At 65.1% G+C, this 13,241-nt stretch carries 14 protein-coding genes; 1 reads left to right on the plus strand and 13 read right to left on the minus strand.

What is annotated here, in order from left to right:
- Positions 1–30: 30 nt before the first annotated feature.
- Together ctrA and sciP are read right to left on the minus strand one after the other, a co-directional pair.
- The gene (gene ctrA / locus BOO69_RS09225) at positions 31–738 is read right to left on the minus strand and encodes a response regulator transcription factor CtrA (protein WP_071971898.1); all 708 of its coding nucleotides are present in this window, start codon (positions 736–738) and stop codon (positions 31–33) included.
- Between the two features lie 96 nt (positions 739–834).
- A complete protein-coding gene (gene sciP / locus BOO69_RS09230; protein WP_071971899.1) occupies positions 835–1,113 on the minus strand; it encodes a CtrA inhibitor SciP in 279 nt (92 codons plus the stop codon).
- 119 nt (positions 1,114–1,232) lie between these two features.
- On the opposite strand from sciP, the gene mnmA reads away from it, so the two are divergent.
- Positions 1,233–2,375, plus strand: a complete 1,143-nt coding sequence (gene mnmA, locus BOO69_RS09235; protein ID WP_071971900.1) for a tRNA 2-thiouridine(34) synthase MnmA — start codon at positions 1,233–1,235, stop codon at positions 2,373–2,375.
- Positions 2,376–2,469: 94 nt separating this feature from the next.
- Here the strand turns inward: mnmA and lpxB are convergent, their stop codons facing one another.
- The 11 genes from lpxB to uppS all read right to left on the minus strand — a co-directional run bounded on the left by lpxB (position 2,470) and on the right by uppS (position 13,124).
- A complete protein-coding gene (lpxB, locus tag BOO69_RS09240) occupies positions 2,470–3,615 on the minus strand; it encodes a lipid-A-disaccharide synthase (protein ID WP_237267596.1) in 1,146 nt (381 codons plus the stop codon).
- Positions 3,612–4,412, minus strand: a complete 801-nt coding sequence (locus BOO69_RS09245) for an LpxI family protein (protein ID WP_071971902.1) — start codon at positions 4,410–4,412, stop codon at positions 3,612–3,614. The genes lpxB and BOO69_RS09245 overlap by 4 nt, the downstream gene beginning before the upstream one ends.
- Positions 4,409–5,191: an acyl-ACP--UDP-N-acetylglucosamine O-acyltransferase gene (gene lpxA, locus BOO69_RS09250; RefSeq protein WP_071971903.1), complete on the minus strand. Its 783-nt coding sequence runs from the start codon at positions 5,189–5,191 to the stop codon at positions 4,409–4,411. Before lpxA ends, BOO69_RS09245 begins: the two co-directional genes overlap by 4 nt.
- Complete coding sequence (gene fabZ / locus BOO69_RS09255) at positions 5,188–5,658, minus strand: 3-hydroxyacyl-ACP dehydratase FabZ (RefSeq protein WP_071971904.1); 471 nt, start codon at positions 5,656–5,658, stop codon at positions 5,188–5,190. Before fabZ ends, lpxA begins: the two co-directional genes overlap by 4 nt.
- A 65-nt stretch (positions 5,659–5,723) precedes the next feature.
- Positions 5,724–6,302, minus strand: a complete 579-nt coding sequence (locus BOO69_RS09260; protein ID WP_071971905.1) for an OmpH/Skp family outer membrane protein — start codon at positions 6,300–6,302, stop codon at positions 5,724–5,726.
- A gap of 4 nt (positions 6,303–6,306) precedes the next feature.
- Positions 6,307–8,556 (minus strand): outer membrane protein assembly factor BamA, encoded by a 2,250-nt coding sequence (gene bamA, locus BOO69_RS09265; protein ID WP_083545658.1) that lies wholly within the window; start codon positions 8,554–8,556, stop codon positions 6,307–6,309.
- Between the two features lie 251 nt (positions 8,557–8,807).
- Positions 8,808–8,933 carry a hypothetical protein gene (locus tag BOO69_RS23560; protein ID WP_257786735.1) on the minus strand — a complete coding sequence of 42 codons (126 nt, stop codon included), beginning with the start codon at positions 8,931–8,933 and terminating at the stop codon, positions 8,808–8,810.
- Between the two features lie 109 nt (positions 8,934–9,042).
- Complete coding sequence (gene rseP, locus BOO69_RS09270) at positions 9,043–10,392, minus strand: RIP metalloprotease RseP (RefSeq protein ID WP_071971907.1); 1,350 nt, start codon at positions 10,390–10,392, stop codon at positions 9,043–9,045.
- A 4-nt stretch (positions 10,393–10,396) separates the two neighbouring features.
- Positions 10,397–11,572 (minus strand): 1-deoxy-D-xylulose-5-phosphate reductoisomerase, encoded by a 1,176-nt coding sequence (gene dxr / locus BOO69_RS09275; RefSeq protein WP_071971908.1) that lies wholly within the window; start codon positions 11,570–11,572, stop codon positions 10,397–10,399.
- 3 nt (positions 11,573–11,575) lie between these two features.
- A complete protein-coding gene (locus BOO69_RS09280; RefSeq protein ID WP_071971909.1) occupies positions 11,576–12,370 on the minus strand; it encodes a phosphatidate cytidylyltransferase in 795 nt (264 codons plus the stop codon).
- A gap of 16 nt (positions 12,371–12,386) precedes the next feature.
- Positions 12,387–13,124 (minus strand): polyprenyl diphosphate synthase, encoded by a 738-nt coding sequence (gene uppS, locus BOO69_RS09285; protein WP_071971910.1) that lies wholly within the window; start codon positions 13,122–13,124, stop codon positions 12,387–12,389.
- Between the last annotated feature and the right edge of the window lie 117 nt (positions 13,125–13,241).

Below are 13,241 nucleotides of genomic sequence, written 5' to 3' on the forward strand. Positions count from 1 at the left end.
CAGGTCTAGAAGATTTCGGACTTCGGCGGCTCAGCCCGTTGCGGCCAGGCTCCGCTGCGTCGGTTCGGGGTCGCGCAGGACGTACCCCCTGCCCCATACCGTCTCGATGTAGTTCTGCCCGCCGGTCGCCGTGCTGAGTTTCTTGCGCAGCTTGCAGATGAAGACATCGATGATCTTCAGTTCGGGCTCGTCCATCCCGCCGTAGAGATGGTTGAGGAACATCTCCTTGGTCAGGGTCGTGCCCTTGCGCAGCGAAAGCAGCTCGAACATCTGGTATTCCTTGCCGGTGAGGTGAACGGCCTGATCGTTCACCGTGACGGTCTTGGCATCCAGGTTCACCTTGATCTGGCCCGTCTCGATCACCGATTGGGAATGGCCCTTGGAGCGGCGGATGATCGCATGGATGCGCGCCACAAGCTCCTCGCGGTGGAAGGGCTTGGTCAGGTAATCGTCCGCGCCAAAGCCGAAACCCTTGATCTTGTTCTCCGTGTCGTCGGCGCCGGAAAGGATGAGAATGGGCGTGTCGATCCGGCTGACGCGCAGTTGCCGCAGCACGTCGTGCCCGTTCATGTCCGGCAGATCGAGATCGAGAAGAATGAGGTCGTAGTCATACAACTTGGCGAGGTCGATCCCCTCTTCCCCCAGATCGGTCGCATAGACGTTCAGATTTGCATGTGTCAGCATCAGTTCGATGCTGCGCGAGGTTGTAGGATCGTCTTCTACTAGCAAGACACGCATTCACAATCTCCGGCTCTGGCTCTTCATTCAGGAATGGATCGTGAACAAGAAAGGTTAACCACACGTTACCGCTTACTGCAGTTTACACCGAACAACTTAAAGTTGTCTATACTTTTGGACCGAGGTCGCCTTCAGCGCCGCCTCCCCGTGGCGGGTGATCGCGCGCAGCCATTCGATGAACTCTTCCTCGCTCAGATTGTAGCGTTCCAGCGCCTCGTCCCGACTGATCAGGCCGTACACCACGCCCCGCACTACCGCAGCCTTGCGGGACGCCACCCAGCGCCCGGTCCCCGGTGGCGGCAGATCTGCGCGGGACATGACCGAACCGTCAGGCAGCGTGATCGCGCGCGGTCCATCGACTTTCTTGAGATACATCTGCGTTTCCCTCGTTACACAGGCTCTCTGTGCCCCGATCCGGTTTAACGCGCAGTGAAGCGCCCCCTTGTGGGTTGGTCGCATTTTCCTATATTCCCCCCGAAACTCCGGAGAACCCGATGCCCCTCGACCAGACCCCGCCCCTCAATTCGCTCGGCTTTGCGAAGGCGCCCGCCGACACGCGCGTCGTGGTCGCGATGTCGGGCGGCGTGGACAGTTCCGTCGTGGCAGCGATGCTGGCCGAAGAAGGCTACGACGTCGTCGGGGTCACGCTGCAGCTTTACGACCATGGCGCGGCCTTGGCCAAAAAAGGCGCCTGCTGCGCCGGGATCGACATTCACGATGCCCGGCGCGTGGCAGAGGACATGGGGTTCCCCCACTACGTCCTCGACTACGAGAACGTCTTCAAGGATGCGGTCATCGACGAGTTCGCCGACAGCTACCTGGGCGGTGCGACGCCGGTGCCCTGCATCCGCTGCAACGAGAGGGTGAAGTTCAAGGATCTCCTGGAAACCGCCAAGGATCTCGACGCCGACTGCATGGCGACGGGCCATTACATCCAGCGCAAGATGGGGCCCAACGGACCCGAACTGCACGCCGCCGCGGACGCGAGCCGCGACCAGAGCTATTTCCTGTTCTCGACCACCCCCGAACAGCTGTCCTATCTGCGATTTCCCCTGGGCCACCTGCCCAGCAAGGACGACACCCGCGCCCTGGCGGCGAAATACGGGCTGGGCGTGGCGTTGAAACCCGATAGCCAGGACATCTGCTTCGTGCCGAACGGCGACTATGCCAGCGTGATCCGCAAGCTCCGTCCCGAGGCCGCCGACCCCGGCAATATCGTGGACATGGACGGAAATGTGCTGGCCCGGCACGACGGGGTGATCAACTACACCATCGGCCAGCGCCGCGGCCTAGGGATCGGCGGACTGGTCGATCCGCTCTACGTGGTAAAGCTGGATCCCGAGCGCAAGGAAGTCGTCGTCGGTCCCAAGGCGATGCTGGCCACGCGGACCGTCCCCGTCAAGGAGATCAACTGGCTTGGCGACGAGCCGCTGACCAGCCGGAAGGAATGGCCGATTGCCGTGCGCGTCCGATCCACCCGGCCGCCGCAGGACGCCATCCTGCGTCCCTTGTCGGAAACGACCGGCGAAGTGGAACTGGTCACGCCAGAGGAAGGCGTGTCTCCGGGTCAGGCCTGCGTGTTCTACGATCCCGACAGCAGCCGCATCTTCGGCGGGGGCTGGATCCACAAGGGCTGACGCCTGCGAGGCGTTGGCCCGCAGCCATCCGCGGGATCGATGGCGCCGCGCATCCGGCATCTCCGGGGTGCCCGCCTACATCGACACGACAGGTTCAGATCGCCGCAAGCACCGAGCGCGCCGCCCGCAGCCCCGGCGGCACGCCGCGGCGGCCGAGACGATCCATGGTGACCGCCATCGCGGCCTCCTGCGCTTCGGGATGCGCCAGCACGGCGCGCAGGCCTTCGGCGATACCCTCCGCCGTGCAGTCACGGCCCAGGTATTCCGGCACGACCCGCGTCTCGCTCACGAGATTGACCAGCGTCACCGTGTCGATCAGCGCGATCGCCTTGACGATGGCGAAGGTCAGCCAGTTCACCTTGTAGGCGATGACCATCGGCGTCGATGCCGCCGCCAGTTCCAGCGAAACCGTGCCGGAGGCTGCCAGCGCCACGTCGGCGGCGCGGAAAGCCGCGCGTTTGCGTGCCTTGGCATCGCCCGGATCGCGCGGATCGAGGACAAGAGGATCGCCCGGCCACCCGGCCACGGCCGCCCGCACGTCGTCGGCCACGGCATGGGCGGCCGGCACGACCACACGGATATCGGGCCTGCGCGCCAAGAGAAGCGTCAGTGCGTCGCCGAAGATGTCGGCGAGCCGCGCCACTTCGGCCTTGCGGGATCCGGGCAGCACCAGAAGGATCGGCGCGCCGCCGATGCCGTTTTCCTCGCGAAAGTCGTTGGCGTCGTCGTCGGAGGCCACGGGATCGGCGACCACCGGGTGCCCAACGAAATCACAGGTCATGCCGGCGGCTTCCATCAACGAAGGCTCGAACGGCAGCAACGCGAGGACGTGGTCGATATAGGCCGCCATGCGCTTGGCCCGCCCCGGGCGCCAGGCCCAGACCGAGGGGGCGACGTAATGCACCGTGCGGATATCGCTGCCCGCCTTGACCAGCTTTGCGACCCGGAAGGAAAAGTCGGGGCTGTCGATGGTGATCAGCACGTCGGGCTGCGCATCCAGTACCGCCTGCGCGGTCTGCCGGATACGGGCCTTGAGCGCGCGGTATTTCGGCAGGATCTCAGCCAGCCCCATGACGCTCAGCTCCGACATGTCGAACAGGCTCTCCAGTCCCTCGGCCTGCATCTCGGGGCCGCCCACCCCTTTAAAGGTGACGTCCGGGCGCAGCGCCTTCAGCCCCGCCATCAGGTCACCGCCCAGCCTGTCGCCCGATGGCTCCCCCGCGACGAGAAAGACTTTCACCCCTCGCCCCCACGGCGGGACCACAGCACCATGCCGAACTGATCCGCAAGGCGCACGCATTCCTCGCGGTCGAGGATGATCACGTCGCCCGCGTCCACGATCACCCCTGCCAAGCCTGCCTCGTGAGCCGCGCGGAGCGTTTCGGGACCGATGGTCGGCATGTCGATCTCCCGGATCTGGCCGGTCTTGGGGCCCTTGCAGAGGATCGCATCCATGTCCCGCGCGCGCGATGGCAAGGTTTCCAGCAGGTGCGCCGTGCCGCCCAGGGCCTCGACCCCCAGAACCTGCTCTGCCCCGATGACGCAGGCCTGCCCGATGTCGAGCGGCGCCAGTCCCGCCAGCACCGCCTCCCCCTTGGCCGCGTCCCGGCGCATCTGCGCACTGGGCCACGACTCAGAAAGGACACCGGGCATGGCGACAAGGTCCGGCACCAGCGTATCGGCACCGACCACGTCAAAGCCGGTCTGTTCAAAGATTTCCTTGATCACCTGCAAAGCGCCGTTGTCGCCAGCGGCAAGGGCGCGTTCGAACATCAGTATCAACGGTTTCGTCTCTTCATCCAGCGCCGTCGGGTCCAGCACGGGCCGGTCCACGCCGCCGCAGAAACAGACGCGCGTCACGCCCCTCTCGCCCAGGGCGATCAGCAGCGACCCCAAGGTTTCGAGCCGGAACGACAGATCAACGGCCATGCTTTCCGGCTCGGACCCCTGCAATGCGCAGATAATCGGCAACCGGTCCTGCGCTTCGGCCACCTGCGCCGGCAGCCTGCCGCGCCCCGCGATCAGCGCCAGTGTCATTTCGGCGTCAGGAAATGGCGGTCGGTTTCCGCCGTGATGAACTCGGCGATCTGACGCACGTAGTCACTTTCCGTTTCCTCGCCCAGCCGGACCGCACGGTCCTGGAACGTGCCCTCGCCCTGTGCCAGCATCTGGTAAGCGGCCCTGAGCGCGGTGATATCTGACCGCGATACCCCCTTGCGCTTGAGCCCGATCAGATTCAGCCCTTCGAGTTCGCCCTTGGGCGCCTGCACCAGCGCATAGGGGATGACATCGTTGGTGATCTTGGTCATCGCACCGATGATGGCGCCACGGCCCAGCCGGACCCATTGGTGCACGCCCGACAGGCCGCCAAGGATCACGTCGTCCTGAACGACGCAGTGCCCCGCGAGGCCGGAATTGTTCACCATGACCACCCGGTCGCCCACGATGCAGTCGTGCGCCACGTGGCAACCCGCCATGAAGAGCCCGTCGTTGCCGACGCGGGTCACCCCGCCGCCGGCTTCCGTGCCACAGTTCATCGTCACGTGTTCGCGGATGCGGTTGCGTTCCCCGATCACCAGCGCGGTCTTCTCGCCCCGGAACTTGAGATCCTGCGGGATCTCCCCGATCACGGCGAAGGGAAATATCACGGTGCCCGCGCCGACCTCGGTGTTGCCGGTCACGACCGCGTGGCTTTTCAGGACCACGTCGGCCTTGAGCACGACCTCGGGACCGACCATGCAGTAGGGGCCGATCTGAACCGACGGATCGATCTGCGCGCCGTCCTCGATGATCGCGGATGGGTGGATGTTGCTCATGATGCCTCTTTCGGAAGATCGACCATCGCCATGAATTCGGCCTCTGCGGCCATTTCGCCGTCCACGGTCGCCACGCCACCGAAGCGCCAGATCTTGCCGCCCGCCTTGCCGCGCAGCGTCCTGACGTCCATCCGCAGCACATCGCCCGGCACCACCTTGCGCCGGAACTTGCAGTTGTCGATGGACATGAAATAGATCAGCATGTCGCGGTCCATGATATCCAGCGCAACGCCGAGCATCACCCCTGCGGTCTGCGCCATCGCCTCGACGATGGTGACACCCGGCATGATCGGCGTGCCGGGAAAATGGCCCTGGAAATGCGGCTCGTTCATCGTCACGTTCTTGAATCCCACGGCAGACGATGTGCCGTCGATGTCCGTCACCTTGTCTACCAGCAGAAAGGGATAGCGGTGCGGCAGGATGCGCTGGATGGTCTGGATATCAGCGCTTTGTTTTTCTTGGCTCATTCGGTGTCCTTCACGTGACGTGCCGGTAAGGGCTAGCAATTCTGCACGAGGGGGGCAACATCGGCTCAACGATCTTCGGCGGCGGTCCCGTCGCCCAGCGTCTCGTTCAGGAGTTCGATCGCCTCTTCCGTGATTTCCACCACGGTCGCGCTGGCAAAGACCGATCTGCGTTCAAGGATGACGGCCGCCCCCGCCTCGCGCATCAGCTGCTCGAACACGGGCGCCGCGGCCTGCTGGAACTTGACCCGCTCGCGGTCGAATTCCGCGCTCATCTCTCGCAGCTTGGTATCCTGCGCATTGCGGGTTTCCTGCACCTTGGCATCGAAGGCGTCGGCGAGAACGCGAAATTCTTCGGGGCTCATCTGCGACCGCCGTTCCGTCAGCGCGCGCTCTTCCTGCTCAAGCTGGGCCTCGATCTCGCGGTTTTCCGCCTCGAGCGCCGACAGCTTCTCGCGCTCTTCCGCCGCGACGCGCTGGCCGAAATCGCTTTGCTGGAAGATGCGCTCAGAGTCGATGGTCAGAACGGGGCTCACGACAGAGCCGCGCTCGGACGTGCTGCCACCCTGCGGCGCCTGCTGCGCAGCCAGAGGCGCGGCGCAGAAAAGCGCCAGCGCCACGGCCACCGTATGGGCCAGCCGCCCCATCAGCTTAGAATTCCGTGCGCAGCGTAAGCTCGAAACTCTGTTCCTTGTCGAAGACTTCCTTCTTGAGCGCCTTGGAGAAGTTGAACTGCAACGGGCCCACGGGCGTGTCCCAGAACAGCGAAACGCCGATGACGTGGCGGAACGAACCGCTCTCGCCGACGACCGTACCGCCGTTGTAGTTCACATCGCTGAGATCCCACAGGTTGCCCACATCGTAGAACAGGCCGCCGGAGATGCCGTATTCCTCCGGCAGACCCAGCGGGAACTCGACGTCGAAACGTGCCGCGATGTACAGGTTCCCGCCCAGCGGATCATCCGCTGCCCCCCCGATATCACGCGGCCCGATGCCGCCCGGCTCGAAACCCCGTAGGACGGAGGGCGACAGCACGAAACGGTCCACCACGCGGTTGTTGCCGCTGCGCCATGCGAGCGCGCCGCCTTCGAGGGTCGCGCGCAGGGTCACTTCCTCGTTCAGGATGCGTTTTTCCCCGATCACCTTGGCGGTGGTCTTGATGTATTCGTTGTCGCCACCGATGCCCGCGAAATCCTGCCCGAACTGCAACAGGACACCCGACGTCGGATCAAGCCCGGTCAACCGGGTGTCGTAGGTGTAGGTATACCCGATGGAGGAGGTGAACTGCGGCCCCGCCGCGATGTCGTCCGCGATGACGAGCCCGTTGGTCGGCGTTTCGCGCTGCAACATCTCGAGCTCTTCCGCCGTGTAGCGCACCTGCATCCGGCTGTTCTCGGACAGCGGGAATGTCAGCGACGGCCGGAAGATGAGGCGGTTGGTGTCGAACGACGTGTAGGACGAGTTCGTCTCGGCGTAGTCGAGGGTCAGGCCGAAGGAAAGGTCACGGCCCAGAAGCCGCGGCTCGACGAAGTTGATCCCGTACCGCGTCGCGTCCTCGGCGGTCGAGACCGTCAGCGACAGCCGCTGGCCCCGTCCCAGAAAGTTCTGCTCGGCAAAGCTGATGGCCACACCGATGCCGTCGTTGCTGGAGAAGGAGCCGCCGAAATTCAGCGAGCCGGTGGGCTTTTCCTCGACGTCCACGTCGACGACGACCTGTTCGCCGCTGCTGCCCTCGCGGGCGTTGACCTCTGCGGTCTCGAAGTACCCGAGCGCGCGGATACGCTCGGCCGCCTGCCGGATCTCACGCGGGTTGAAGGGGTCGCCTTCGACGCTGTCGAACTCGCGGCGGATCACACGGTCGAGGGTCGTGGTGTTGCCCTCGATGTCGATCCGTTCGACAAAGACGCGGGGGCCGCGGCTGATGACATAGGTCACGTTGAGGGTCAGATCGCGGTCATTGCGGTCGATTCGCGGCTCGACGCGCAGGAAATCGACGCCGTCGCGGATCGCCTGGCGTTCGATGCGGGCGATATCGTTCTCGACCAGCGTGGGCGAATAGACGACGCCGGGCCGGACCTTGATGATGTCGCGGTACGCCGCGGCGTTCACGCCGTTCATCTCGGATACCACGTTCACGTCGCCGAACCTGAACTGCTGGCCTTCCGTGATATTGTAGGACACGAAATAGCCGTCACGCTCTTCCGTCAGTTCCCCGTTCACGGCGGTGGTGCGCATGTCGACGTAGCCGCGCGACAGGTAGAAATCCCGCAGCATCTGCTTGTCGGCTTCGACCCGCCCTTCCACGAAGGTGTCACGCTTGACCAGCCGGCGGAAGAGGCCTGCCTGCTTGGTGCCGAGAACCCGGCGCAGACGCCGGTCGGAATAGACGCGGTTGCCGACGAAGCTCAGCCGCTCGATTTCGACGTTGTCGCCCTCGAAGATTTCGAACACGAGGTCGACCCGGTTCTGGTCGCGGCGGATGATCCGCGGCTCCACCCGTGCGGACAGACGGCCCTCGTTGCTGTAGGCTTCGGCGATGGCGGCGGCGTCCGCCTCCGCCTGCGTCGGGTTGAAGACGCGGCGCTCCTGCGACTTGACGATCTGGGTCAGGGTCTCGTCCTTGATGCGCCGGTTGCCCTCGAAGCTCACGCGGTTCAGCGTGGGCAGTTCCGTTACCGTGATGACCAGCGTCCCGCCCTGCGGTTCGATCGCGACGGACTCGAACAGCCCGGAATCCTGAAGCGCCTGGTAGGCGTCGTTCAACTGGCCGCCGCTGACGGTCTGGCCACGTCTGATTCCGGTCCGCGCGATAATGGCGCTGTCGCCGATACGCTCGTTCCCGTTGATCACGACGGAATTGAATTGATATTCCTGTGCGGCCAATTCCGCAGCGGGCGCCATCCAAGCCGCTGACAAGAGGGCATAAACCGATGCACCCCGCATGAACGCCCCAAAGCGCCCCGCCCTTGTCCGCTTTTCAGGACCACCGCCCTTGATCCTCAGTCTCATGGTTCAAACCCAATCTTGCGACATCATTGGGAACCTGAGTACGTAGATTATCCGCCTTTGTCAAAAGCGCAGAACCAAAAAATGCACCACATCATGCAGTGCATTTCAAACTTGTAACATCATTCAGTTGTGGATTGTTCCGCTCAGAGCGAGCCGACAAAGGCGCCGGCCGCCAGGGCGAGCGTGATCGTGCCCACATACAGCGCGCGGTCCCAGTTGAGGTCCAGCAAAAGGCTCAGGCCGCGGTAGGATCTTTGGATGGCTTGCATGGTGCATTCCTCTGGTTACGCCTGACACGTAACAAGGGAATACGGCGCTTTTCTGACGAATTGCGGCTTTTTCGTGGCAAGGCCCCCTTTTTACGCGGGCGCCCTGCCTTCAGGGGCAGAAAAGGTCGTTCCCGAGGGCAAAGACCATCAGCGACAGCACCAGCGCCAGCCCGATCGTCATCAGCACGCGCAGCGCACCGTCGCTGGGCGGTTTGCCCGCGACCGCCTCGTAGGCATAGAAGGTCAGATGTCCCCCATCCAGCGCGGGGATCGGAAAGAGATTGAGCAGACCGACCGCGGTGCTGAGTACCGCGATGAAGTAGATGAAGGACGTCGCCCCCTGGCTGGCCATCGCGCCCGACGCCTGCGCGATACCCACCGGACCGCTGAGGTTGCAGGTGCTGATGTTCCCGACGATCATCTGCTTGAGGCCCGATATGGACCCCGTGATGATCCGCCACGTGTTGGCGACGCCCGCGCTCAGCGCCGCGCCCAGTCCCGGCTTTTCGGTAGCCGGTTCAAAGGACATGCCGCCGGCGATTCCGATGCGCAGGTTGCGCACGAAGGTGCCGTCCGGCTGCGGTTCGTCCGTGGCCTTGGGCGTCATAGTGAAATCCAGCATCTCGCCGTCGCGCCAGACCGTCAGCGCCAGCGCGGCGCCATCCGATCCCTCGACCGCGTCCTTCAACTGGTCGAAGGCGAACACCGGCTCCGAGTCGATCGCGGTGATGACGTCACCGGCCTTCAGCCCGGCGTCGTATGCCGCGGACTGCGGAAGGACCTGGTTGACCAGCGGCGGCAGGATGAAGGGCCCCTCGACGCTGCGTTCGGTGCCGTCGCGCACCACGTCGTATGTCAGCCGCGGCTGGACCGGCAGGTTGTCGAAGAAGGCCCCGTAAGCCGCCGGATCGTCCTGCGGCAGCGCGGTGCCGTTGATGCCGATGATCTCGTCGCCCGGTGCCAGCCCCCGTTCCGCCTGCGGCAGCGGCCGCAACTCTCCCACCGTGAGAGGGGTACGCTCGACCCCGGTCGAGTAGGCGACAGCGAAGAACACGAGGATGGACATCGCGAAGTTGAACGCGGGACCGGCGGCGACGGTCAGGGCCCGCGCCCAGAGCGGCGCACCGTGCATCGTGTGGCGCAGCGCCGCGGGGTCGTCCGCCAGTGCCGCCATCGCCGTTTCGTCCTTGCCCGAGGCCGCGTTGGCATCGCCCGCGAACTTGACGTAGCCGCCGAAGGGCAGCGCGGCGACCTGCCACTTGGTCCCTCTCCGGTCCGTACCGGACCAGAGCACCGGACCGAAGCCGAGGCTGAAGACATCCGCCTTGATCCCGCACCAGCGCCCGACGATGTAGTGACCGTATTCATGGACCGCCACGATCACGGACAGCGCCACGACAAAGGCAAGCAACGTCCAGATCAGCCCGCCGAATTGCGGTATCAGCGCCATAATGTCCAAAACGTCACCCTGCTCTCTTGTCCATCGCGGCTTTTGCCGCCTCTCGTGCCAGATGGTCAACCCGCAGGACGTTATCAAGTGACATCGTGGCACCAATGAGGCCATCTGACGCATTCTTGTCCTCTAGGGTTCGCGCGACGACATCGGCCATCTCGGTGAACCCGATACGGCCCGCGATGAAACCGTCCAGCGCGGTTTCCTTGGCCGCGTTGAAGACCGCCCCGGTCAGCCCGCCCGCTTCGATGGTCTCTCTCGCCAGCCGCAGCGCGGGCCAGCGCCGCTCGTCCGGGGCGCGGAAATCGAACCGGCCGATGGCGGCGAGGTCCAGACGCTCGACCGGAAGATCCCGCCGCTGCGGATGATGCAGCGCGAAGCCGATGGCGTGGCGCATGTCCGGTGGCCCCACATGGGCCATGAGCGCCCCGTCGTTGAACCCGACCAGTGCATGGATCATCGACTGGGGGTGCACCAGAACCTCGATCCGGTCCGCCGCGATGTCGAAGAATTCGTGGGTCTCGATGACCTCCATCGCCTTGTTGAACATCGACGCGCTGTCGATCGTGATGCGCTGGCCCATGTCCCAGTTGGGATGGCTCGACGCCTGCTCCGGCGTCGCCTCGGCCAGCCGCTCGAGCGGCCAGTCGCGAAAGGCGCCGCCGGACGCGGTGATGATGATCCGCTCGACCGTGGCGGTGTCCTCGCCGATCATGGCCTGAAAGATGGCCGAGTGTTCGCTGTCGACCGGCAGAATGCGCGCCCCGTGGGCGTGCGCTGTCCGCAGCATCAACGCCCCGGCGCAGACCAGTGATTCCTTGTTGGCCAGTGCCAGCGTGGTGCCGTTGCGCAGCGCCGCGAGCCCCGGCGCCAGCCCCGCCGCACCGACGATGGCCGACATGGTCCAGTCTGCCGGGCGCGCCGCCGCCTCGCAGATGGCAGCCGCGCCCGCCGCCGCCTCCACCCCGCTGCCTGCCAGCGCGTCACGCAGTTCCGGCAGCAGGTCCTCGCGGCCCGTGACCGCGATCTCGGCCTTCAGGTCGATGGCATCCCGCGCCAGTTGCGCCACGTTTCCCGCGCCCGTCAGCGCCACGACGCGGTATTCCGAAGGCGCTCGGCGGATCAGATCGATGGTGTTCTGCCCGATGGAGCCGGTGGCCCCCAGGATCGAGACTCGCCGGACCACGCGTCAGCTCACACCGAACGGCAGACCGATGAACTGTCCGATCACCAGCAGGAACATGGACGCGCCCAGCATGCCGTCGAAACGGTCCATCAGGCCGCCGTGGCCGGGAATGAGGTTGGAACTATCCTTGACGCCCATCTTGCGCTTCATGCCGGATTCGGCCATGTCGCCCATCTGCGACGCCATGGACAGCGCGACGGAAACACCCACCAGTTCCAGCCCGATGCCGGTGTTGAAGGAGAACAGGAACCCGACGACCGCGGCCCCCACCCAACCGCCGGCTGTGCCGGACCAGGTCTTCTTGGGGCTCACACGGGGCCAGAACTTGGGCCCGCCGATGGCGCGGCCGGCGAAGTAGCCCACGACGTCGGTGGTGACCACAACGACCACCAGCCACAACAGCCAGCCGACGCCGAAATCGTCACGGACCATCATCAGCCCGTAGCCCGCCAGCAGGATCATGGCCGTGAAACTGAGATAGATCGTCCGGTGCTGAGTCAGCTGGCCGAACCCGACCAGCGCGGGCGCCAGCAGGATCGGCAGGGCGAAACCGACTGGCAGATAGACGGATATCAGCACGGCGATACCTGTCAGCCCCCCCAGCTTGAGCGGCAGCCAGCCATCGCCCGGTCGCAGCATGCCGACGAGTTCCCACACCATGATGCCGCAGATCAGCGCCACCAGCAGGTGGAAGACGTGCCCGCCCAGCCAGATGCCGATGATGCCGATCAGGACCATGACGGCACCCGCGCCCATCCGCGCTTTCAGATCAGACCATTGATCGCTTCTGTCGGCCATGTCTTGTTTCCTCGTATCAGGTTTTCACCGCGCCGAAGCGCCGGTCGCGGCCGCCGTAGGCGGCGCAGAGGCTGCCGAATTCGGCCTTCGTGAAATCGGGCCACAGCGTATCAATGAATTCGTATTCCGCATAGGCCGATTGCCACAGCAGGAAGTTCGAAATGCGGGCCTCGCCGCTCGTGCGTATCACCAGGTCCGGGTCGGGCAGGACATAGGTGTCGAGATAGCGCGGCAGGGTTTCCTCGTCCACGTCGGCGGGATCGAGCCGCCCCTCCGCCACGTCCCGCGCCAGACGCTGGGTGGCGCGCGCCACCTCGTCGCGACCGCCGTAGTTCAGGGCGATGGTCAGGTGCACGCGGGTGTTGTGGGCCGTGGCCGCCTCCAGTTCGTTCATCAGGCGGATCAGCTTGGCATCGAGCCGGACACGGTCGCCGATGAACCGGACCCGCACCCCGAACTCGCTCAGGCTCCGGGTTTCCTTGGAGATATAGCGCCGGAACAGGCTCATCAGCCCGGCGACCTCGACCTGCGTGCGCTTCCAGTTTTCCGTGGAGAAGGCAAAGATGGTCAGGTACTCGACGCCGAAATCGGGGCAGGACTCGACGATCTCGCGCACCCGCTTGGCCCCCGCGTGGTGCCCGAACAGGCGCGGCCGGCCGCGCTGCGTCGCCCAGCGTCCGTTCCCGTCCATGATGATCGCGACGTGGCGCGGACCGCCCGTGGCGGGTGATGCTGGTTGCGGCTGGCCGATCATGCGCGGGCTTTCATGGGTTGGTCCTCGTGCTCAAGCCGCGGTGCGCCTCGGTCGTCTGGTGTGATCCTGAGCGGCGCCCTCGCGGCGCCGCCTTTGACACGGCGGGCCCATCCGGCA

The organism is Sulfitobacter alexandrii (assembly GCF_001886735.1).
GTDB classification, from domain to species: domain Bacteria; phylum Pseudomonadota; class Alphaproteobacteria; order Rhodobacterales; family Rhodobacteraceae; genus Sulfitobacter; species Sulfitobacter alexandrii.